This is a genomic window from Rhodococcus globerulus (assembly GCF_019334125.1).
Classification (GTDB): domain Bacteria; phylum Actinomycetota; class Actinomycetes; order Mycobacteriales; family Mycobacteriaceae; genus Rhodococcus_F; species Rhodococcus_F globerula.
Genome location: NZ_CP079698.1, coordinates 2,810,311 through 2,832,983 on the forward strand (window position 1 = coordinate 2,810,311; position 22,673 = coordinate 2,832,983).

22 protein-coding genes are annotated in these 22,673 nt (G+C 59.3%); 13 read left to right on the forward strand and 9 right to left on the reverse strand.

The features are described 5' to 3' along the window. Positions 1–60: 60 nt before the first annotated feature. Positions 61–1,050: a linear amide C-N hydrolase gene (locus KYT97_RS12715; protein ID WP_141484993.1), complete on the forward strand. Its 990-nt coding sequence runs from the start codon at positions 61–63 to the stop codon at positions 1,048–1,050. 165 nt (positions 1,051–1,215) lie between these two features. On the opposite strand, the gene KYT97_RS12720 is transcribed toward KYT97_RS12715, so the two are convergent. Beyond that, the gene (locus KYT97_RS12720) at positions 1,216–1,857 is read right to left on the reverse strand and encodes a hypothetical protein (RefSeq protein WP_219112436.1); all 642 of its coding nucleotides are present in this window, start codon (positions 1,855–1,857) and stop codon (positions 1,216–1,218) included. A 177-nt stretch (positions 1,858–2,034) separates the two neighbouring features. On the opposite strand from KYT97_RS12720, the gene KYT97_RS12725 reads away from it, so the two are divergent. From KYT97_RS12725 to gad, 4 genes are all read left to right on the forward strand, one after another. Continuing rightward, positions 2,035–3,315, forward strand: a complete 1,281-nt coding sequence (locus KYT97_RS12725) for a metal-dependent hydrolase family protein (RefSeq protein ID WP_219112438.1) — start codon at positions 2,035–2,037, stop codon at positions 3,313–3,315. A 100-nt stretch (positions 3,316–3,415) separates the two neighbouring features. Continuing rightward, positions 3,416–4,153 (forward strand): hypothetical protein, encoded by a 738-nt coding sequence (locus KYT97_RS12730; RefSeq protein WP_239654612.1) that lies wholly within the window; start codon positions 3,416–3,418, stop codon positions 4,151–4,153. Between the two features lie 3 nt (positions 4,154–4,156). Continuing rightward, a complete protein-coding gene (locus KYT97_RS12735) occupies positions 4,157–6,142 on the forward strand; it encodes a YhgE/Pip domain-containing protein (RefSeq protein WP_095886953.1) in 1,986 nt (661 codons plus the stop codon). An 84-nt stretch (positions 6,143–6,226) separates the two neighbouring features. Next, positions 6,227–7,606 (forward strand): glutamate decarboxylase, encoded by a 1,380-nt coding sequence (gene gad, locus KYT97_RS12740; RefSeq protein ID WP_033231603.1) that lies wholly within the window; start codon positions 6,227–6,229, stop codon positions 7,604–7,606. Between the two features lie 64 nt (positions 7,607–7,670). Here the strand turns inward: gad and KYT97_RS12745 are convergent, their stop codons facing one another. Next, positions 7,671–8,669, reverse strand: coding sequence for a DoxX family protein (locus tag KYT97_RS12745; protein WP_219112440.1), 999 nt, complete (start codon positions 8,667–8,669; stop codon positions 7,671–7,673). A gap of 442 nt (positions 8,670–9,111) precedes the next feature. Between KYT97_RS12745 and KYT97_RS12750 the strand changes: the two genes are divergently transcribed. The 4 genes from KYT97_RS12750 (at position 9,112) to KYT97_RS12765 (ending at position 12,655) form a co-directional block, all read left to right on the forward strand. Further along, a complete protein-coding gene (locus tag KYT97_RS12750) occupies positions 9,112–9,603 on the forward strand; it encodes an SRPBCC family protein (protein ID WP_045064420.1) in 492 nt (163 codons plus the stop codon). Between the two features lie 221 nt (positions 9,604–9,824). Beyond that, complete coding sequence (locus tag KYT97_RS12755; RefSeq protein WP_033231605.1) at positions 9,825–10,184, forward strand: STAS domain-containing protein; 360 nt, start codon at positions 9,825–9,827, stop codon at positions 10,182–10,184. Beyond that, complete coding sequence (locus tag KYT97_RS12760) at positions 10,181–11,671, forward strand: alpha,alpha-trehalose-phosphate synthase (UDP-forming) (RefSeq protein ID WP_219112442.1); 1,491 nt, start codon at positions 10,181–10,183, stop codon at positions 11,669–11,671. The genes KYT97_RS12755 and KYT97_RS12760 overlap by 4 nt, the downstream gene beginning before the upstream one ends. An 87-nt stretch (positions 11,672–11,758) precedes the next feature. Then, a complete protein-coding gene (locus KYT97_RS12765; RefSeq protein WP_045064425.1) occupies positions 11,759–12,655 on the forward strand; it encodes a glucose 1-dehydrogenase in 897 nt (298 codons plus the stop codon). Between the two features lie 507 nt (positions 12,656–13,162). Here the strand turns inward: KYT97_RS12765 and KYT97_RS12770 are convergent. Beyond that, complete coding sequence (locus tag KYT97_RS12770) at positions 13,163–14,161, reverse strand: GlxA family transcriptional regulator (RefSeq protein WP_219112444.1); 999 nt, start codon at positions 14,159–14,161, stop codon at positions 13,163–13,165. Positions 14,162–14,306: 145 nt separating this feature from the next. Between KYT97_RS12770 and KYT97_RS12775 the strand changes: the two genes are divergently transcribed. Next, complete coding sequence (locus tag KYT97_RS12775; protein WP_219112446.1) at positions 14,307–14,942, forward strand: isochorismatase family protein; 636 nt, start codon at positions 14,307–14,309, stop codon at positions 14,940–14,942. Between the two features lie 147 nt (positions 14,943–15,089). Here the strand turns inward: KYT97_RS12775 and KYT97_RS12780 are convergent, their stop codons facing one another. Continuing rightward, the gene (locus KYT97_RS12780) at positions 15,090–16,310 is read right to left on the reverse strand and encodes a DUF6461 domain-containing protein (RefSeq protein WP_219112448.1); all 1,221 of its coding nucleotides are present in this window, start codon (positions 16,308–16,310) and stop codon (positions 15,090–15,092) included. Positions 16,311–16,406: 96 nt separating this feature from the next. Between KYT97_RS12780 and KYT97_RS12785 the strand changes: the two genes are divergently transcribed. Further along, positions 16,407–16,910, forward strand: coding sequence for a hypothetical protein (locus tag KYT97_RS12785; RefSeq protein ID WP_219112450.1), 504 nt, complete (start codon positions 16,407–16,409; stop codon positions 16,908–16,910). Positions 16,911–17,034: 124 nt separating this feature from the next. On the opposite strand, the gene KYT97_RS12790 is transcribed toward KYT97_RS12785, so the two are convergent. Both KYT97_RS12790 and KYT97_RS12795 read right to left on the reverse strand, forming a co-directional pair. Continuing rightward, positions 17,035–17,901, reverse strand: a complete 867-nt coding sequence (locus KYT97_RS12790; protein ID WP_245006100.1) for a peptidoglycan DD-metalloendopeptidase family protein — start codon at positions 17,899–17,901, stop codon at positions 17,035–17,037. Between the two features lie 1,474 nt (positions 17,902–19,375). Next, on the reverse strand, positions 19,376–19,807 hold the full coding sequence (locus KYT97_RS12795) for a MerR family transcriptional regulator (RefSeq protein ID WP_410055746.1): 432 nt from the start codon (positions 19,805–19,807) through the stop codon (positions 19,376–19,378). Positions 19,808–20,071: 264 nt separating this feature from the next. On the opposite strand from KYT97_RS12795, the gene KYT97_RS12800 reads away from it, so the two are divergent. After that, on the forward strand, positions 20,072–20,302 hold the full coding sequence (locus KYT97_RS12800) for a hypothetical protein (RefSeq protein WP_219112452.1): 231 nt from the start codon (positions 20,072–20,074) through the stop codon (positions 20,300–20,302). A gap of 433 nt (positions 20,303–20,735) precedes the next feature. Here the strand turns inward: KYT97_RS12800 and KYT97_RS12805 are convergent, their stop codons facing one another. After that, the gene (locus tag KYT97_RS12805; protein WP_141485563.1) at positions 20,736–20,930 is read right to left on the reverse strand and encodes a CsbD family protein; all 195 of its coding nucleotides are present in this window, start codon (positions 20,928–20,930) and stop codon (positions 20,736–20,738) included. Positions 20,931–21,294: 364 nt separating this feature from the next. On the opposite strand from KYT97_RS12805, the gene KYT97_RS12810 reads away from it, so the two are divergent. Next, the gene (locus KYT97_RS12810; RefSeq protein ID WP_219112454.1) at positions 21,295–21,501 is read left to right on the forward strand and encodes a hypothetical protein; all 207 of its coding nucleotides are present in this window, start codon (positions 21,295–21,297) and stop codon (positions 21,499–21,501) included. A 279-nt stretch (positions 21,502–21,780) separates the two neighbouring features. On the opposite strand, the gene KYT97_RS12815 is transcribed toward KYT97_RS12810, so the two are convergent. Then, a complete protein-coding gene (locus KYT97_RS12815) occupies positions 21,781–21,963 on the reverse strand; it encodes a hypothetical protein (RefSeq protein ID WP_141485000.1) in 183 nt (60 codons plus the stop codon). 211 nt (positions 21,964–22,174) lie between these two features. Then, positions 22,175–22,627 carry an SPW repeat protein gene (locus tag KYT97_RS12820; RefSeq protein ID WP_172936529.1) on the reverse strand — a complete coding sequence of 151 codons (453 nt, stop codon included), beginning with the start codon at positions 22,625–22,627 and terminating at the stop codon, positions 22,175–22,177. Between the last annotated feature and the right edge of the window lie 46 nt (positions 22,628–22,673).

Genomic DNA, 22,673 nt, shown 5'->3' on the forward strand with positions numbered 1-22,673 from the left:
CCAATAACCATTGCCTGAGCAGTTGATTCGTCCCACATCTGATCCAGGAAAGGTGAAAGTATGTGCACTCGCGTCATCTGGAATGAACCCGGCGGAGCGGTTCTCGTCGGTCGAAACATGGACTACCACCGGGATACCGCCACGAACCTGTGGGTTATGCCTCGGGGGATCAAACGAGACGACGGCGTCGGCGGCCAACTGTCCTGGGTAGCCCGATACGGCAGCGTCGTGGCAGGCGCGTACGACATGATGACCGTCGACGGGATGAACGAAGTCGGACTCGCCGGGCATATCCTCTGGCTCTCCGAATCAACGTACGGCGAGCACGACAAAAGCAAACCCGCCTTGAGCATGGCGGTCTGGATGCAGTACTTCCTCGACAACTTCGCAACCGTCGACGAAGCAGTGGCCTGGATCGAGGACACCAGTGTCCAAGTCGTCCCACTGGGAGACCCGAGCACCGGTGAAGTACCCGCGGTGCACCTCGCGTTGGACGATGGGAACGGCGACTCCGTAGTCATCGAGTACATCGACGGAAAGCCCAACGTGTGGCACAGCCGTGACTACCGCGTGATGACCAACTCCCCCACCTACGACAAGCAGATCGAACTATTGAAGCAGGTCCAAGGGTTCGGTGGAGACAGGCCACTTCCCGGAACCACAGTGGCCTCCGATAGGTTCGCGCGCGCAGCGTATTACGTCGGACGCCTTCCCGAACCCAAGACCGAACTCGAGGCAATCGCCGGCATGTTCAGCGTCATCCGTAACACCGCGCAACCGTTCCGCATCCCTGATCCCGACAAGCCGAACGCGTCGCAGACGATTTGGCAGACCGTCTCCGACCTCACCAACAAGCGATACGTCTTCGAGTCGACAACTCGACCCAATGTCGTCTGGGTCGAATTGAGTGAATTGAACTTCGAGGAGGGCTCTCCCGCCGGCAAGCTCGACCTGATCGGGGACACCGCTCTCGAAGGTGGGCTGGCCGGAAATGTCACCGGCCGCTTCGATGAGACCGCACCTTTGAAGTTCCTCGCCCTTCCGTCCTGATCGGTACCCGAATTATCGGTGGTTATATGCGCTTGCAAGATATGGGCAGCGCACATAACCGCCGGTATTCGCGCGATCATATCGCGCGATAAACATTGCTCGATCGTGTCTCACGATTCCTCACGTACGCACCGCTGTTTCCTCACGATGATGAAACTGGTGCACTCAGACCGCTTCTGCCATTGCCGACACTGGCCGGGTGCTTTTTCCCAGGAATACCGCGGAGGCGAACAGGAAGAACAACGCACCGACGAAGGTGCCGATATTGGCCATATTGGGATCAAGTGTATTTCCGTCACGGAGTATGAACGATCCGACGGCAGATACGCCGAAAGCAATGGATCCGAATGTGTTGAGCCAGACGCTTTGCCATTCCGTCGATCGCGGCGCCCAGTACGTCTTCGCGCGCCACAGGATAAGCACAGCAAGACCGCTCGAAACGAGGAATGCGATAGAGCCCTCCGCGTTGGGATTCCAGACGAGGTGCATTTCTCCTTGCACGTTGAGGTCGTGCAGAGCTGAACCGGTACTGATGTTGAACAGTATCGTGCCGAGAAGCTGCACTGCTGCCGATAACCACACGGCACGGATTGCAGGCTTACCGGAGTCGGAAGTAGAGGCCGATCCACTGAGTATCAACTGGATAAACGCGGCGCCGGTGAAAAACCAGGACCCGGCGAAAAAGAAAACGTTCGCGAGGGCGGCACCGAAGAGCGACGAAAGGAAGGGTGCCGAACCGAGCGCGAAGAGAGTCGATCCGATCACGAAGCCCCAGGACTGCATCCGTAATGTCGGGTGAATCAGCATGCGCCGCAGTGTAGTTCAACTCCGACATATTATTTCGAGGATCCGAGATTTTGCGCATACCCCCGTCTACGACGGCATCTTCGGATCGGTTCGCCAGGTCTGATCGTTACCGAATCAATAGGGTGATTTTTCGTTATTTGCCCTCAATGTCCGAATTTCACTGTTAGCGTGCGAGCTATGACAGCCCCTTCAAAAGCTGGACATCGTTTACTGTTCCGCAATGTTCGTATCTTCGACGGCGTCTCTGCGACAGTAGTTTCGGGTGACGTGCTGATTGACGGAGAGACGATTGCGGGAGTCTCGCAATCCCCGATCGGAGACGACCCGAGCCGGGAAACCACCGTCATCGACGGTGGAAATCGAGTCTTGATGCCGGGTATGAGCGACGCTCACGTGCATCTGGTCGGCAACGCCAATTCATACATGGATATGGTGATGGGCAGCGAAGCGCATATCGCGCTCAATGGCCTCGCCGAGGCAAAGAACATGCTCCACCGCGGGTTCACCACGGTCCGGGACATGGCCGGCGACACCAGCAGCATCAAATCGGTGATCGACCGGGGACTGTTCGAGGGGCCTCGAATCTATCCCTCCCAGGCCGCTATTTCGCAGACCAGCGGGCACGGCGACTTCGGATTCGTCTACGAATGCCCCACCGCTTTGGGCGGAAAGCAAAGTCGGGCCGAAGAAATCGGCTTCATGCGCGTCGCAGACGGTCCGGAGCGGGTATTGGCCGCAGTTCGCGAACAACTCAAAAAGGGTGCCTCACAAATCAAGATGATGGTCGGCGGCGGCGCAGCGTCGATGTACGACCCTCTCTACACAGTCCAGTTCACCGATCCCGAACTTCGTGCAGCGGTGAATGCCGCCACCGACTACGGAACCTACGTCGCTACCCATGTCTACAACGTCACCGGCATTCGCCGCGCGATCGATGCCGGCGTGAAGTCCATCGAACACGGCCATCTCGCCGACGAGGCGACGATCGCTCTGATGGCCGAGAAGGACATTTGGCTTTCGATGCAGCCCTTCGCCTTGGGCGATCATCACTACCCCGACCCTAGCCGTGCAGAAAAGGACCGCGAGATCTGCACCGGTACCGATGACGTATACAGCTGGGCCCGCAAACACGGCGTCAAAACAGCCTGGGGCACAGATCTTTTGCTCGAACCGCAGATCGCGCCCCGGCAGAGCGAGATGGCCGCCCGACTCGGCGACCATTACAGCAATGTCGACGCCCTTCGGATGCTCACCTCCGGAAATGCCGAACTCTTCCGGCTCGCCGGCGAGCGGGATCCCTACAGGCAGGCACCACTCGGAGTGATCACCGAGGGCGCGTGGGCGGATGTCCTACTCGTCGACGGAAATCCACTCGAGGACCTCAACCTGCTCGCAGATCCAGGCAAGAGCCTAAGGGTCATCGTCAAGAACGGCCAGGTAGTGAAAGACACTTTGTGACATCTCTCGTCGATGCGTGATCCTCCACGAGAAGAACCCACCGGGGACCTCTCGCGTAGCTCCGCGCCGCCGTGCCGCACCAAGGTCGGGAGGCCTCAAATTGGTTGAAACCAGTTCAGAGAGTTGGCAATTACCCGCCGAAGCAGCGGCGGGGACATTGGTCTCCGCTCGGGGCATCGAGTTACACGGACCGTGGGGCCACGTGTTCGGTCCACTCGATATGGATATCGACGCAGGCGGTGTGACGGTGCTGGCTGCGCAGGCCGGCGCCGCGCGAACCGCCTTGCTGATGACACTGTGCGGACGAATGCGATTGTCCGCGGGGACATTAGCCGTACTCGGCTACGACAATCCGACAAGAATCTTGGCCATCTCGGCGATCGCATGTCTGAACGAACTCGACGACGTCCGACCGTCGGTGACCGTACGTGACATGGTGACCGAACAACTCCGATGGGATTCGCCGTGGTACAAATTCGTTCCCCGCGCGAGCGAGGTGGAAGTCTCGAACATGTGCGCAGAGACGTTCGGTGACATCGAATTACCCCCGCTCAATGCCTTCGTCGACGACCTTCCCGAAATCCAACAATTGTTGTTGCGGATCGCCGTCGCGAACACCAAACGCCCGCCATTGCTCGTTGTCGGGCGCATCGACAAAATCGCCGACGACCTCGAGAGAGCCGCCTTGCTGCAACGGCTTGTTGCACTCGGCGAGCACCAGTCGGTGATCACTGCAGATGTCAACGCCCTCCCGCCTGATACCGGCGTCCACGCCGTGGTGAACATGCACGGATTGCTCGGAGCCGGCGATATCGGCGTTATGACCGAAGGAAGGTGACTGATGCTCGCAGGTATATCTCTGGGCAGTGATGTCAAACGCTATTCCCGCGGCACCCTGCCACGAATCGCGATCGTCACCATCATCTTGTTGCCGCTGCTGTACGGCGCGATGTACTTGTGGGCCTTCTGGAACCCCTTCGGCGAGGTGAACAAAATCCCCGCAGCGATTGTCAACAACGACTCGGGACGAACATCGACAGGACAACAAGTCGACGCCGGCGATCAAGTCGTCAAATCGCTCATCGCCTCCGGACAACTTGATTTGGCGGAGGTCTCGGATCAAGAAGCCCAAGCCGGGCTCTCCAGCGGCAAGTACTATTTCACGATCACATTGCCCGAGAACTTCAGCGACGCTGTCGAATCACCCAACGGCGACAACCCCGAGAAGGCCGATCTCACCTTCACCTTCAACGACGCCAATAATTATCTGGCCACCATCATCGGTCAAGACGCCTCCGAACAGGTCATCAACCAGGTCAACTCGACCATCGGCGCCCAAGGCGTCGGCCAGGTCCTGACAGGTCTGCAGACCGCCGGTTCGGGCCTGGGCCAGGCTGCCGACGGAGCAAAGACCCTCGCGAACGGTATCGACACAGCCAAGGCCGGAGCGGATCAACTCAGCTCCGGTGCCGATGAGCTCTCCACGAACATGGTCACCGCACGCGATGGGTCTGCGCAGCTCGCAGCAGGCGCCGGGCAACTCGCCACGGCGATCGACGGTGTCGCGGATCCATTGCTCAACGCCCTCGACTCCAGCAACGTGCCCGACCTCGGAGCCCAAGCGGCACAGCTGAGGCAGTCCCTCACTGCTCTCGGCGATCGCCTCCCCCAGCCGCCGCAAGTGACCATCTCCCCCGTGCTGCAGCGAGTTGTCGACCTTCTCGGGCCCAGCAGCGACCCTCTCGCCCAACAGGCCGTTGCAGCACTCACCCCATTCACCGCAGCACAACCCCAAAGTGACACTGCCGCACTACAAGCGGAAATCAGTCGGCTCAGCGAAGACGCACGCGCACTCGAATACCAGTTGACGGATCCAACCAGTCCCCTGCAATCCGGACTCGCACTCCTGCAAAACGGTGGACTGGCTTCAGACGTGCGGCAACTACGCGACGGCGCCGACCAGCTCAGTTCCGGAGCCACGACTCTGAACTCCGGACTGATCCAGTTGACCGATGGCAGTATCGCGCTCGCGAGCGGAGCCGATCAGCTCGCTTCGGGAATGGTGGAACTGCAATCGGGCTCGGATGAACTGGCCGACGCACTCGCAAAGGGTGCCGGGCAGGTACCGAGTTGGACTGACGATCAACGCACAGCTACCGCGGACACCCTGTCCACTCCAGTCGCACTCAAGCAGGACTACACGAACGAGGCGCCAACGTTCGGTACGGGATTCGCACCGTTCTTCCTGTCGTTGGCCTTGTTCGTCGGCTGCATTATCACCTGGATGTTGTTGACCCCGTTGCAATCCCGCGCAACCATCAGCAATCTTGGCCTGTATCGAACAGTTCTGGCCTCGTACTGGCCGGCACTACTCATCGGCATCCTCCAAGTGATCACCATGTACGCAGTGGTACACATCGGAGTGGGCCTGGACGTCAAACACGTTCCCGGAACGATCCTGTTCCTGATGCTGGTCTCGGCGACCTATCTGGCGATGATTCAGATGTTCAATGCTCTCTTCGGAGTTGCAGTCGGCCGAGTGGTGACCTTGGCCTTCCTGATGCTGCAGTTGGTCTCCGCCGGCGGAATCTATCCGGTACCGACGACAGCTACGCCATTTCAATACATCCATCCGTTCGACCCGATGACGTATACCGTCAACGGACTCCGGCAACTCATCACCGCCGAACACGTCGATTCGCGACTCTGGACAGCAATCGCCGTCCTTTCCGGCATTCTGCTCGTATCGATGAGCATCAGCGCACTCTCGGTACGCCGCAATCGCCGCTACACGATGGAACGTCTGTACCCGTCGATCGAAGTGTAGAGCGCTGCGGCGCTGAAACTTCCGACTCGATTCTGGACTGTCCGACTGATCCGTAATCGCTCGTTCGACTATTGGAGGAGAAAGATGTCAGATATTTTTGCAGCTCCCACCGAAACCCTCGCACCTGCGTACACCGGCAGGCTCGGCACGGATCCGATTCCCGCGCTACGACTACCCAAAGCCGAATCCGATCCCGAAGCGGCATACCGGTTCATCCACGACGAGTTGATGCTCGACGGTAGTTCACGACTGAATCTCGCCACTTTTGTCACCACGTGGATGGACCCTCAGGCTGATCGTCTGATGGCCGAAACGTTCGACAAGAACATGATCGACAAGGACGAGTATCCAGCAACGGCGGAAATCGAAACTCGTTGCGTCAACATGGTTGCCGACCTCTTCCACGCAGAAGGACTGACATCCGACCCTGCCTCCGCGACCGGGGTCTCCACGGTCGGCTCCTCCGAGGCCGTCATGCTCGGTGGACTCGCCCTCAAGTGGCGGTGGCGCCAACGCCGCGAGCAGGAAGGCAAAGACGCTACGAAACCGAATCTCATCCTCGGTAGCAACGTCCAGGTCGTGTGGGAAAAATTCTGCCGCTACTTCGACGTCGAACCGAAATACCTGCCAATGGCCAAGGGCCGCTACGTGATCACCCCCGAACAGGTCCGCGACGCTGTCGACGAGAACACCATCGGTGTGGTCGCGATTCTCGGCACCACGTTTACCGGCGAACTCGAACCCGTTGCCGAGATCGCCGCAGCACTCGACGACATCGCGGCCAACGGCGGCCCAGACGTACCGCTGCATGTCGACGCGGCAAGTGGCGGCTTCGTGGTCCCGTTCCTGCACCCGGAACTGAAGTGGGACTTCAAGATTCCACGTGTTGTATCGATCAACGTCAGCGGCCACAAGTACGGCATGACCTATCCGGGCATCGGGTTCGTGGTCTGGCGCTCGAAGGAATATCTACCCGAAGATCTGGTGTTCCGCGTCAACTACCTTGGCGGAGACATGCCGACCTTCACCCTGAACTTCTCCCGATCAGGTAATCAGGTCGTCGGGCAGTATTACAACTTCATCCGCCTCGGAGTAGCTGGTTACACCCAGATCATGGAATCTCTACGCGATACCGCACTGATGCTGTCCGCGGCGATCTCGAAAATAGACAACATGCACATCATCACCGACGGCACCGCCATCCCGGTCTTGTCCTTCGAAGTCGTCGACGACCCGGGCTTCACCGTCTTCGACATCTCTCACGAACTGCGAGCACGCGGCTTCCAAGTTCCCGCGTACACGATGCCCGCAGATGCCGAAGATGTCGCCGTCCTGCGCATCGTGTTACGCGAAGGCTTCAGTCAAGACCTCGCATACAAACTGGTAACCGCGATCAACGAAGTCGTCCAACAACTCAGGAACAGCGCAGCCGACCGACCTGCGAGGAAGGCATTCGCACACTGACCGCCACATGCACCCTGAATAGGTCAGGCCGGCCGAAGGTGGCCTGACCTATTCTTCAACATATTCAGTGTGCCAATTCGTCCTTCTTGGCGCGAACCTTTTCGAGTGCTGCCTCCGCACGTTTACGTGCGCGCTTTCCCTGCACCTCGGTTTGTTCGGATACAACCTCGGCCCAGTCGTTGCTCTTCGCGCGTGCAAGTTCTGCGATCTCGGCACTGTGTTTGCGCGTCAACTCTGCCAGTTCAGCCCGACGCTCGCGCGCGGTCTCGGCGAGTTCGGTGCCACGCTCCAAAGCCGAATCGGCGAGTTCGGAGCCTCGCTCGCGCGCCATCTCTGCCAGTTCGGAGCCACGCTTCTGCGCGACCTCCAAGAGATCCGGCCCACGCTCCTTTGTAGCTTCGCCAAGTTCCGCTGCTCGTTTGCTTGCGATCTCCGCAATCCCCGAACCCCGTTCCTTGGCCAGTTCGATCCAATCCGTACCGTGCGCTTTGGCAGTGTCGCCGAGTTCGGAGCCACGCTCCGATGCCACAGCCATTGCATGTTCGACACGAGAACCAGCGTTATGGCCCTGCGCCGCGACCAGCGGAAGTGCGGCGGAAACCGATGCCCGCACTTTTTTTGCGGCGCGACGTCCGCGCCACCCCAGAGATGGTTTTCCTTCGGTGTCGACGGACGCGATTATCAACCCACCGAGCAAGCTGACATTCTTGAGAAACTGCGTACGCTGCATCGCGCGCACCGAGGGATCGGTCTCGTTCCAAAAATCGTGACCGACGAGCGTGGTGGGCACCAGGCTGCCAGCGAGGGCTATCGACGCAAGGCGGGGCGCTTTGCCGCTGGCCAGCAACACACCACCTCCGATCTGGATTGCAGAGTTGATCTTGACGAGCGTTTCCGGATCAGCAGGGATCTTCTGCTTGACCGCTTCGGGTAACGTCGCGACACATTTGTCGATCAATGGCGCCGCTTGAACTGCTCGCTGGGCAGGATCACGCAGCGCATCGATTCCTCCTGCGATGAAAAACGTAGAGAGCAACGGACGAGCGATTCTGCGTACCAACATGTTTCAAGCCTCCCGATATAGATTCGTAATTCACCACAGCGATCAACGAAAGAGTTCGATCCGACTACGTACTCGCCAGGCTCTCGTCGTCGACCGCTCGGTTCGTCGCGCACAGTAAATCTAACCGCCACAATACAGATTTTGTGCGAAGAAGTTGGGCAGTCGAGCCGTCACTGGGCGTTCCAGTCGACATTTTCCGCCCAGTTCGGCGTTCCGAGGCCAGTTCAGATGGTCATTTACGATCGCAGTATTGCCAATTATCTATGCGTGCTGGTATAGATTTTGGTAGTTGACAGACAGACAGAAAGACGACGCGTGCGGGTGGCGGGAAGCTGGAGGACACGACCGCGAAAAAATCGGCACCCACTTCACGAGGGAGCCGTACGCCTCGGCTGGCGATAGAGCACGAAAACCTTTGTCTATCAATGAAAGCGAGTCCCACATGCCCGACGAACTCATCGTCCGGCGCGTCATCGGCGCACCCACCTCGTCTATATTCGCCGCGCTGGCGAACCCCGAGGTACAGGCAACGATCGATGGCTCCGACATGCTCAGAGGAGCAATCGATCCGAAGCCGCTGAACGGTGTCGGCGACACGTTCACGATGCAGATGTATCAACCGGCACTCGGTGAGTACGTCATGGAGAACACCGTATTCGTATACCGAGTCAACGAAGAGATCGGCTGGATTCCGAACCGCCAAGGCATGGAGCCTCGCGGCACGCGTTGGTCTTGGCGGCTCGACGTCGTATCGGAAGGCAGTACCGGCCTCACCCAGGTATACGACTGGTCCGGCGTCAAGGACGCGGAGTTTCGCCAAGCGGCGCAATTCCCAAGGGTCACGGAGGAGCAGATTGCCGCAACGATGAACCGTCTAGCCGACCATCTCGGCGTTCCCGTCGAAGAATGGCAAGAGAAGAGTGAACAGAACTGAAGCGTCGATGCCACCGCAGGGGTGAAATGCACACGAATGCGGTGACACACTCTCACCTCGGGGGCAGCATGACAACCACAGACAATTCATCCGGACACGATGGCGGGCGCGACACCGCAAGCCGAGCCTCGGACGATCGAGCTGATGCTACGCATCGCCCAGAGCTGACAAGCCTTGCCGGTGCGCTTGGAAATTCACATGACCCGGCATACCCCTCTGACGTGTTGTTTGCCAGTTTGTCCGAGATCAACGGGGTCACCGCCCTCTGTGTTCGCGGCGAAATCGACGCAACGTCTCTGGCTTCGTTAGGCGCTCACCTGCAAGACATCAGCGATGAAGGACGCCCCTTTGTCATCGACTGCACCAACTGCCACTTTCGCAGCACTGCTGAACTGTCCATCCTGAGCGCTCTGGCAGCGCGCGTGAACAGACTCGGCATCACCTGGGCGCTCGCAACCGATCACAGGACCATACGGTTACTCGAACTGATGGAATTCGATACCAGGATCGATGTCTTCAGCTCCCTATCGGAAGCTGGAGCTTTCGTATCCGCTTCCGCAACGGAAAGAACCTCCTCATGAACAACATTCGCCAAAATGGCGAGGGCCACGCGGACTTCGTCGTGGTCGCCAACCGCCTACCTGTCGATTTGGAACGCCGTCCCGACGGCACCACATCATGGAGACGAAGTCCTGGCGGTTTGGTGACGGCTTTGGAACCGATTTTGCGAGCAAAAAGTGGTGCGTGGGTGGGCTGGCCCGGAGTGCCGGACGAACACGTCGAGCACTTCACGGAAGACGGCTTGGCGCTGTACCCAGTCTCGTTGTCGTCGCAGGAGGTTGCGGAATACTACGAAGGTTTCTCGAATGACACCCTTTGGCCTCTGTATCACGACGTGTTGGTACCGCCTACCTACGATCGAGACTGGTGGGGTTCGTACTCTGCAGTCAACCGCAGATTTGCCGAGGAAGCTGCACGATGCGCCGCTCCCGGAGCGACGGTCTGGATACAGGATTATCAGCTGCAACTCGTACCGAAGATACTGCGCGAATTGCGCCCCGATCTCGAGATCGGGTTCTTCCTGCACATCCCCTTTCCACCAGTCGAACTGTTCATGCAGCTGCCGTGGCGCCGAGAAATTATCGAAGGCATGCTCGGTGCCGACCTCATCGGTTTTCATCTACCCGGCGGCGCCAACAACTTCCTTTTTCTCGCACACCGACTTCTCGAATTGGAGACCACCCGAACGGAAGTAGGGAGCGTTCTGGGACAGGTCCACACAGACGATCGAATCGTCAATATAGGCGCCTTCCCCATCTCCGTGGATTCACACGAACTCGAAGCCGCAGCCAAGGAAGACACGATTGTTGCTCGCGCCATCGAGCTCCGGCGGGAACTCGGAAACCCCGACAAAATCCTTCTCGGCGTGGACCGGCTGGACTACACCAAAGGCATCGACCTTCGACTCGAAGCGATCAAAGAACTACTCGACGAAGGACGTCTCGATGCCGAGCACACGGTCATGGTGCAACTGGCCACCCCCAGTCGCGAACGCGTGCAACACTACATCGATCTCCGCGGTGTCATCGAGGAACACGTGGGGCATATCAACGGTGACCATGCTCAGATCGGTCACCCGATCGTGCACTATCTGTATCAACCGGTCTCACGAGACGAGCTGATCGCCCTGTTCGTGGCTGCCGACGTCATGCTTGTCACGCCGAAACGCGACGGAATGAACTTGGTTGCCAAGGAGTACGTAGCCTGCCGCGGCGACCTTGGCGGTGCACTCGTTTTGAGTGAGTTCACCGGCGCTGCAATGGAATTGCGACAATCCTACTTGGTAAACCCTCATGATCTCGACGGTGTGAAGAATATGATCATGACGGCGCTCCACCAAGATGCAGAATCAGGACGACGCCGCATGTCCGCCCTGCACCGTCAAGTCATGTCCCACGACGTCCACAGGTGGGCCCACTCATTTCTCACTACGCTCACAGATTCTGCGGCCAACGGCACCGTCCGCGATCTCACCGACACCGAACACGACCTCGCCGTCAATGCATGACGGGCGAACGACCATCCGACGACATCGACGAAAGGCAGGGCTCTCGATCCAGAGCCTGATTAACCGGAAAGCACGCGGAGGTTCACCATGCCTGACCAGTACGCAATGCAGGATCCCACCACTCAATATCCCGCGCCGATACGCGACCGGCAGCCGGAGATAACGCACCCCGGCCTCACGGCTGAGGTGGTCACTACCCCCGACCACGGCGAACACACCTACCGCGGTACCGGACGTCTCGAGGGGCGCCGCGCGATCATTACGGGCTCAGATTCCGGAATCGGGCGAGCAGTAGCGATCGCCTTCGCTCGTGAAGGTGCAGATGTGGTGCTGAGTTATCTCGACGAGGAAGAAGCAGATGCGCGGGAAACAGCCCACTGGGTCGAGCGGGCGGGCCGGAAAGCGGTGGGAGTCCCAGGCGATCTCCGATCCGAAGAGCACTGCGCTGCACTTGTGGAGACTGCCGTCCGCGAACTCGGCGGCCTCGATATCCTGGTGAACAATGCGGCCTTTCAGATGGTGCAGCTCGGCGGGATCGCCGACATCACCACCGAACAATTCGATCGCGTGATGAAAACGAACCTCTACGCACTCTTCTGGCTTTGCAAAAATGCGATTGCCGTGATGAAGCCAGGATCAACGATCGTCAATACATCATCCATCCAAGGCGCCGCTCCCTCGCCTGAGCTCCTTGACTACGCCACCACCAAAGCCGGCATCATCGACTTCACGAAAGGACTAGCCGGCGACGTCGCCAAGAAAGGGATCAGAGTCAATGCCGTTGCTCCAGGGCCGATCTGGACCCCGTTGATTCCGGCGACGATGCCCAAGGAGAAGTTCGAGACATTCGGGGACGACGTACCGCTCGGGCGAGCCGGCCAGCCTGCCGAACTCGCACCGGCCTACGTGTTCCTCGCGTCCGGCGAATCCAGTTACACCACAGGTGAAGTCATCGGAGTTACCGGCGGTAAGCCACTTACCTGACGACCGCCGTCGTTCGCACTCACCTGCCCCCTCTAGTCCCCGCAACGATTCGGCTGCTTGTCGTGATTCGCTGTACGGCGCAGTTCGGCGGCCGATTCCTCGAGATCGGTGTGGCTGATCGACCGACCTATCCAGAGCCCCACTAATGCTCCCAGGACGATCCAAACTACGACAATTCCGACAATCCACCACATAGCTGGAAGTGTGCCACAACCAACCCGAGTTGAAGACCTTGGTCCCGCATATGGGCCGAAAGCGTTCAGACATTCGAGCGAGCGGACTGCAGGGAACGTAGGCCAGTGCGCAACTCAGGAGGTCCGCCGACCTCAGGTGTGAACATCTCGTCGGCGGACCAAACCGTAACCGCCCCACCGTGCCTGAACGTAAACGCAGAGTGGTCTAGTTCACATCCGAGCGATGCGCCGACAGCGCCTACCAGGAACTGAAACTGTTTTACCGGCGCAGTTCCAGCCTGTCCGTGACGGCTGTCGTAATTGACCGCGACAGTTACTCATTTCGCCTAGCCGACGTCGAGAGTGCGTCGACACGACCATTGCCAGAGTGATCGGCGAACTGCTTCCGGTACGAGGAAGGAGTGGTTGCGAACGCGGATACGAAGTTCTGCCGCAAAGTGACAGCGCTCCCGAACCCACACGCGCCTGCAATGGCATCGATACTCCAGTCTGTCGTCTCCAGGAGAACTCGAGCCTCACCCAGTCGTTGTTCTTGAACCCACCGTGCCGGCGTCGTCCCTGTGGCAAGACGAAACTGACGGATGAAGTTTCGCCGACTCATCCGCGCCTGACCCGCGAGGCGTTCGACGGAAAGCGGCTCACCAAGCCGACCGAGCGCCCATTCCAGCACGTCTGCAACAGCTGTGTCGCCAGCGGATTCCGCAAGTGGTCGCTCGATGTACTGAGCCTGGCCACCCTCTCGATGCGGTGCAACAACAAGGTTTCGCGCCACGCGGGTGGCCGCTGCGGATCCGAGGTGTTTCCGCACAAGATGCAGGCATGCATCGACCGAGGACACCGTCCCAGCGGACGTCATCACGTCGCCATGATCGATGTAAAGCACCGATTCGTCCAAGCGGATGCTGGGGTGGCGTTCGGCAAGCGTGGGCATCATGTCCCAGTGTGTGACAGCCGAGCGACTGTCGAGGAGCCCGGCGTCAGCGAGAGCAAAAGCGCCGAGACACAGACCTACGATCGGCTTGCCGCGGGAGTGCGCTCGGGAAAGTTCGGCTCGCAAGAGCTTGCTGATCGGCGAAAGTGGTAGCGGCCATGAGGGAATGATCACGATGTCGGCCCAGTCGAGCGTCCGCGGTCCCGCTACCTCTCCGATCGAGTACCCCTCGGTGGTCCGAACCGCGCCCGCTCGGTCGGACCAAAGCCGGGTTTCCCAGCCGTGTGCAAGTCCGAGGCGACCCACCTCACCGAACACCATCATCGGTGCCGCAAGGTGAAACATCGTGACATCGTCAAACGCGTACACCGCGATTCGCATGGATCTCCCAACGTTGGCGCAAAATCATCGAAAGTATGCACCCGTGCCACTCACGGTGCATACGAACCTACCGAAGAATGGAAGACGAACAACACGGATAACCGATCCGGAACTGAAATCGACCCGCCTTCAGGAGTGATGAACCGTGCCTACACCCCGCCGTGCCCTTATTGTCGTCGACGTCCAGCAGGAGTACTTCGACGGGCCTCTGCAGATCCAGTACCCACCGCGTGAAGAATCGCTGGCCAACATCCTTCGCGCCGTCAAGATTGCCGGTGCGAACGACGTTCCCGTCGTCGTCGTTCAGCACAAGATGCCCGAAGGCGCCCCGGTCTTTGTCGAAGGTACGCCCGGATGGTCACTCCACCCGGAGCTCGAGGGCAATATCGATCCGGCAACCAAGCGAGTGCACAAGCAGTACGCGAGCGTATTCGCCGGCACAGATGTAGCGGAATGGCTGCGCGCGAAAGACATCGACACCATCACGATCGTCGGTTACATGACCAACAACTGCGACCTCGGCACCGCCGTGGAGGCTGAGGCTCTCGGGTTCTCCGCAGAGATTCTTTCCGACGCCAGCGGATCGATCCATCTGGCAAACGAGGCGGGGCAGGTGTCGGCCCAGTCACTGCACGAGACACTCATGGTTCTTTTGCAATCGAACTTCGCAGCGGTCACGACGACAACCGAGTGGGCCGACGCCGTACATTCCGGGACGAGTCTACCCAAGAGCAATCTTGTGGTCTCGGCGATCCAAGGGCGCGAGTCCGTGACAAGCTGACATCCCAATAGCACAGGGCGGCAATCGGATCGGTGTTTCGACTCCGCACCGGTGCCGACCGAAACCAGGTCGGCACCGGTTCAGTTGTTGATTGCTCGCCAGACACGGTATACGTCCCTCGCCCTCTATGCTCGCCAACTTATGCTGTCACGGACCGGTGAAAAAGCCGTCGCCCATGTCGATCCCGGTTTCCAGCTCCGATATCTCATGGGTGCACGTTTTATTTTTCCACCGCAACGGAATTCCGGTTTCCTCGTCGAACGCAACAGTGGAATCAAGACCCGCCCAGTCCGGCGGCATCTCGAACTCCCACGCGCGCCGCCCATTGACCTCTACTGCACGGCCGGCCGTATCCGGCGGAAGAAGGTCGGCGAATCGAGCGTCCGGCCAAGTCCTGTGTATCTGGAGAAGTTGCGTGATGTGAATATCGAGACTGTAACCACCGCTTCGTACTTCGAGCACACCGTCGGTGCGGAACCATGTCTGCTTCTGCCGGTTCTGCAGAAAGAGCACTCCTTCGTCGTCAGCCAGACGGATACAGGTGCGAGGTTTGAACCAGAATTCGAGTTCCGCGCTGGGGCGACCGCCAGGAGGCCTCTCCTTGAACATCATTCCGTGCAGCGGAATCCGCTCCGCAGCCTTGTAGTGTCGCGCTACCTCGCGCCACTGCGAGGGTGGGTTCTGTATCGGGGCAGCGCGACGATCCACCTGTAGGGTCCGCCCCTCGCCGGGTACAACTGCGACCGTAAATGGTCCTGCCTCAAACAATTCGGCGGTTACAGCCACACCGGTGATCCGCTCGGCCAAAGCAAAAGCGCCTTCCATGGCATGCTCGCCCGGTTCGTTGAGCGCATCGTCGTCGATTCCGATTCCACCGACTTCCCAGATCAGATCCACGACTCGCTCGTCCCCGATCACCGGGCCGGATCCGAACAGTTCGAACGCGGCCACACGTTCGCAGTTCGACCACCAGATGAACTGACTGTCGGCATTGACGCTGAGAGAGTGCGCTACCACCTCGCGATCGGGTAGCAGCGGCCGCATCAGCGCTTCGGTGACAGCGAAGGACCCGCCGTTGAGCTGGATCAACAACGTGTCATCGCCGTCTATCGCTGCAACCGCGATCACGTGTACACCACCGAACCCGACGGCGACGGCCTGGTCCGCGAGATCTAGTTCCACCTCGCCGACCTCGGCAACGCCAACTGCCTCCGATTGCATGTCCGAGTCCGATTCCGAACTCGCGGCACCAAGGAGACTCAGCACCTCCGCCGGAGAGCGACCGGGGATGACGGCAACGCAGTATCCGAAGGCGAATCGCTTGTCCAGGTATGGCTGAAGCCATAAATAGTCGTGATAAGTAGGCACAGTCACACGCTGCCACAACGCCCGTCAAACGACGTACGGTTTCGGCAACGTCACCAACCCGGGGCAGGCCTGAAGGGAGAAGGAATAATCCCCCGCATGAATTGGAATTACAGGCCCACAGAAACCGGGTGGTTCGTCAAAGTTGCCGAAGAAGACTCGACAATAACGATATTCGACCCCGCGGGGATCCTGCGCGGCGAGTTGTTTCCGACTCCCGTCGACGGAATCGAGCGCGACACGCTGACGCTCCGCAAAGGCCATCCCGCCGTACTCCGCTTGCCCGACGGCACGATCGGCACATTTCTCGATCAGAAGCCAAAGGCGATGCGCCGGAGAAACAAACGATGTGAAGTCGCGATCGCGGACCGGACGTATCTCTTCGCACACACATCAGGCCGAAAGGCAACGGCGCTGCGTGACGGAATCCCTTTGGCGCGCATGGAACGTGGACGCTGGTCCCGCAGAAACACCGTCACCCGAAAATCGCTCGCGGTAGTGGACGCTCTCGACGAGTGCGTACTGACGATTTTCGAAAAAGTCGTGACACCCGGGCGCACGGGTGCATTTGATCAAGTGATCTCCGATTTCAGCAATATCTGAACTGCGTTTCGCCGCCGAGCACGACAGCAGCCGGGCCGTAATGTACGGCCCGGCTGCAGCACTCACGCGTATCAACTGGAACTCTGAATTCGCCTAGCTGCTGAACCAGATGGACGCGATGAACTTACAGGTTGATTACGTCACCAACGAAGATCTGGTCAGGATCAACGATCTGTGGGTTCATGTCCCAGACCGCCTGCCAGGTGAGGCCTCGCTCTGCACCGATCTCGAACAAAGTATCGCCGGCTGCAACAACCACCGATTCGCCCGATACGGGAGCCTCTACCTCCGGAATGCTTTCTACCGGTGCGGGTTCGGATACCTCAGACTCGACAACCGGAGCCGGATCAGCGGCGGGCACGGGTTCCGGTGCAGGCGCGAGTTCCGGTGCAGGCGCGGCCGCGAGTTCCGGTTCCGGTTCTGGTGCGGGTGCAGGCGCAAGTTCAGGTTCGGGTGCAGGTGCAGGCGCACTGCTCAGGCCGGTGTCACACGCGCCGACCGAACTCAGGAAGGACATGGGATCGACGGCCCCGCCACTGTGAATGCGGAGATGCAAGTGTGGACCGGTGGAGCTACCGGTGTTGCCCGTTGCGCCGATCTGGTCGCCGACCGCAACGCGCTGTCCGACACCGACCCACGTTTCGGAGAGGTGACCCATCTGGATCTGCTCGCCCGAATCTGCTTCCAACTGGATGTACGTGCCGTATCCACCCGGATCGTTCGGTCCGGCAACAGAGATCGTGCCCGACGTAGGCGCATGGAGCACCGTGCCGACGTTAACGGCAAAGTCGACGCCGTCGTGCCCTCCGTGGTAGCCCTGCGAGAGCGAGCCATTTACCGGCCACTCCCAGTTACAGCTCGCCGACCAGCTTTGTGCACCGGCCATACTGGAATTCACTACTGCCCCGGCGCCCACGAGAGAGCCCACTCCTGCAGTTACGGCGATGAAACGAATTGTGGTGGAGGTCTTGCGTTTGTTGTGCTTACTCATATTTTCCTTGACTGATGTGGTCGGAGCAGGTGCATGCAGGCCGCACTCAGTGCGTGCTGAGCCGCGTGGCTTTCAGCACCAACCCCGTTGGGATGACTTTTGGAGACACGCCATGGCGAGAAGTGCACTTAGGACTCTCACGACCACGGACGCATGGGTATCAAGCGAACGTCCAACTGTTGCGCCGTGAAACCGCGCGGGAGGACGGTCGGTCCGAGACACTCGCTATCTGCTGGCGACAGCCCTGACCGAACTTGGATCCAGAGCGAAACGGCATTGGACCCGATCCTGCGTCGGGGGCTTCGAAGCTACCTCACCAAACCGATAGCTCTTCGAAGACTGCTCAACGGCGGGCGGGTGTCTACCCAAGTTGTCGGGAATCAGGGGGTGAAACATGCAGATCCTTGCGTTGCGGACGGAAGCACTCCATACGATGCCGCGTCCAGAAGCTGCGTGCGACGGCTGAATTACCCAGGCGCATACCTGACTTGGTGATTTCGACCCGACCGGTCGATATCGTGACTGGAGGCCCAATCGATGGGCGCTCATCTCCCTGAACTGGGCACGATTTCAAGGCAGATCGAGGTGATCGAGATCCACAGTGCCCGGGGGGTTTTACCAATGCTCCGGCCCACTGTGACATCAATTCGATAACCCAGGATCCGTCAGCCGGACTTGGCCACAAGACGACCCAAATCCAATGCATGACAAATGAATTCGAATGACATCGGCTGGCAGCCCCGGGGTGCAGATGCCACTCGCGGTGAGCAACGCATGCCCCTTGCAAGAATGCACTCACGAAGGAAGCGCGGCGAGTTCCCGAGTTCGGATATCAGCCAAGAACGCCGATAGAAACCTTCTGTTTGGTTTCGTTGCTGATTCAGCGAGGCAAGGGGGTAGCTACCCGTACCGGTTGAATTACCTGTTTCGGTACCCGTTTTCAGCTGCGTCGATGCGCGTCACACTGCTGTGTGAGAACCAGAGCGGACAATCGGGTTTTTCTCGAATAATGCCGTCAACTGCACTTATCTCTTTCGACTGGGATGCCGACGCGACGGTTCACGAGCGGTCTCCCCCTAAATGTCGTCTGCTACGCGGCGAACGCTGGACCATGCCCGCGATCGCTTACTCCTGTCCGCATCTATCGATTCCCAGAACTTCACGCCACCAGGACTCGCGTTCGTCGGATTCCGTCCAAACAACTGGATCCATGTCACTCCTATTATTCAACCCACCTTCCCCACTGTTACCCATCCCACAATTCCTGAAACCCTGCACCAACGTGACGGAATGCGTGGATGAACGTCAGAGGACGGGGACAAAGAACGAATCGACGGCAGCGCAACGCTCCCGACCTCGACACAAAAGCTGTAGCAGAGTGGGCGTGAACACATCCACGTGAGCGACCGGCAACCACGGCACGGCCAGATCTCGGACATCGCCGCGAGCTGACCGGCGGCAGTCCGGCGCGGTGTTATTCGGGCGCGGTGCCGGCGTCGTTCTCGGTGTGGCGGGCTTGCTGGAGTTCGGCATTGATACGACGCGCTTCGGCAAGTTGATCTTCGAGGATGATGATGCGGCACGCCGAGTCCAGAGCAGTGCCATTGGCGACAAGCTCGTGAGCGCGCGCAGCGATCCGGAGTTGGTAGCGAGAGTAACGGCGATGCCCTCCCTCGGACCGTTGCGGAGCGAGGAGCTTAGCGGCGTCGAGACTGCGTAGGAAAGCTTGCCTGACACCGAGGATATCTGCGGCCTGGCCCATGCTGTAGGCCGGATAGTCCTCGTCGTCGAACTTGTCGGACAGCGCACTGTCAGGGAGCTCAGCCGGAATGAGTGGCCTCTTTCTGTTAACGGACGGGACCCCCGGCGCCGTAGTGGCCGCCGGGGGTCGGGGTTGAACTTCCATTACACAACTGCACTCTTTCGAGCTCCCGGACCCAAACATGCTGTCCGGTAGCCGCTCTCAAGGGGCTGCCGAGGTCGTACACACTGACAACACAACCAACGGCCTCGACGCGACCCTGCCCTGCGGTACCGCTTGCGGGTAGTTCATTTCTCCCGCACTTCTTGGTTCTTTCTTTCTTGCAAGAGAAAACTTACAACGACTTGAACCAAATGTCTACCCTCGTCGCTACAGAAATTTTCCAGTGGCGTCTGGAACAATGCTCCTATGCGAAATACCCCGAAATCCGACTCCTTGCTCCGCACCCAGTTGGACAGGGAGGAGTTCGAAGCGTCTCAGGAGGGTCTCGACCGCGACGTATCGCGGTCGGATGAGGACTTCACGGGGCCAGGATCGCGAAGTCGCGGCACTACGGTGCGTACCGCACGGGCGGATCTGTCGACGCATGCGCGCGGGGTGGAGAACATGAACGAGGCCTTGCACCCACGACAGGATTGATGTCCGGTATCGCTTTGCAGCAGGGGTGTTGGCATCGGCGATCACCTCCGCCCATGGATCTCGAACATCACCCTTTTCCATCGGCGCGAACCGCCGCGACCAACCCCGCAACAATGAGTGCCAGCAAGAGGACGACGAGCAGCACTGGCCCGAGGAGGAGCGCAAGGACAAGCAGGACGATGAGAGTGACTTTCGTTTTTTGCGCTCAGTCCGCGCCGCAACGGATGTGCATCTCTCCGTTGCACATGTCGCGTTTGTCGCGAGACCGCACCGCTGAACGAGGAGGTGCGTCACGTGTTGCACTGGTGGCGATTCGGCTGCTCGTATTCTGCTGCCCACTCATGCTTTTCGCCCACTCACAGGTACTCGCACCAGTCGCCTCACCTTCGCACCACTGATGTACCCCGGTAGCAAACTTCGAAAGAGGGGTGGGTCAATGTTTGAAGGCGTCCCTGAACTTTCGTCCCGCCTGTTTGAGCTTGTCGCCGGTTTGTTTTGCCTGGCCTTTGGCCTGTTCAGACCTCCCCTTGGCCTCCATCTTTTCGTTTCCCAAGCTCTTGCCGACGGTCTTCTTGATGACCCCCTCGGCGGTTTCTGCCTTGTGCCTGATTCTCTTCACGATGCTCATGGCGGTTCCTTCTTCTCGATGATCGTCGGTCGAACGGGTTTCGCCAGGCGCCTCCGCCGGAACGTACATGAAGACGATGATCATGTTGGCCTCCCGGCCATAGAGTAATGCCCAGTCAACGCGGCATTCCGTTGCGCGTCAACACCGTAGATCGAAGCAATCAACCGAGAACGGTGGACCATAGGTGAGAAGCTCACGACACGAGCGAATGACGACGGCCCGACCGCTCGAAGGTGCGCGCTTACATACGCGATCGAGGTGACTTCGCGGCGAGATCGTGTCCAATCCAGTTGGCTGACAAAAGAACCTGCGGCGACAGTGCGTCCAGGTCCGGAAAAGCGGAGACTGGAGACAGGAGGTCATCATGCGTGTGCTCCGTGGTTTGTTCGACGCGCTCCTAGGGATCGTCATGGCTGTGCTCGGCACAGTGCTCGGAATCCTTGCGGCTGTGGTGTGGCTTGTCGGTGCCGTACTGTGCGTGACGGTTATCCTGATCCCTCTGGGAATCCCCGTCATCAGGCTCGGTCGCCGACTCTTCACTCTTGCGAGGCAGCTGATGCACCTTCCGTAGGCTTGCCCACACGATTTCCACAATTGTGTTCATCCTGTGCGATCCCGGCGATCATCACCGAATCATCTCGGCAACAGGCAACCACCGCATGAAGTTGTCGGTTTCAGAGGGGCGTGGAAAATTGAGAAAGGGTCTGGATTCATGCCTACTCCCACGTCCGTCGATGTCGACGGCACATAACCAGCGACCGCGAGACCAAATTACCCACCAATCAAACGGTGCACCAATAATATCCGACTTCCGGGGTGCAACGTACGGTCGTTCATCGCTATGGACAGCTTATGCCCGACTGAACAGCTCGATGCCCGACGCCAAGGCCGGCGAGAAGGTCAGATGGGCACTCGCGACGCCTGCCTGAACATCACATCCGGCCACCACATCGGTAGACGTGCTTGCCCGATCAACAGCAACGGCCCCTTGGCATTTCGACGTGTCGCTTGCCTCAACGCCCAGAGAGATCACTTCCGACACCTGGACGACCTACACCCGTACTCCCTTCGATCCTGCGCTCCCGACTCGGGTGACGACCATTACCCGAGCCGGCAACGTCAGTGATACGGACATTCCGAGCCTGTGGTGGGTGTGCGAAATAGACCCGAACCCGTGTTCGTCGTTCAACCAATCGACGACACCGCACTTCGTGACTTTCGCCCTGGAACAACCGTCTCGGTAGTCACTGCGGTTTCGGTTCGCGTCGCGCAGGACCGCGCCCCATTCCCAGTGCAGCTGTGGCGAGACCTAGAACGCAGACAAGCGCTCCCACAACCACATTGGACCAGATCATGGAAGTGCTGGTATCGACACCCGCAACGATCCAAGGCGAGACGATCAGCCAAATCCCGAGTAACGGTGCAACGAATGTCATGCCGTGGGTGCGGCCGTAAGCGGATCCGAAAGCCACCGCAAGCAACCCGATCGCAGCACCACAGATCAAGTTGGTGACACTGAGGTTGGTTTGAGCGGTGAAACCGATGATCCACGCGGACGCCGCTGCGTACAGTCCGGACAACAACATCAGCCCTTCGACAACTTGGGCGGTTGGTTGTTCGGCGGCCTGATCGTAGCGCTCGCGCAGTGCAATGATGTCAGGGTGAGTGTGCATCGGTGCGTGGGTAGATGATGACATGTGATTCATCTCCTCGACCGGAGCGGAGGGCAAAGGTTGCCCTTCC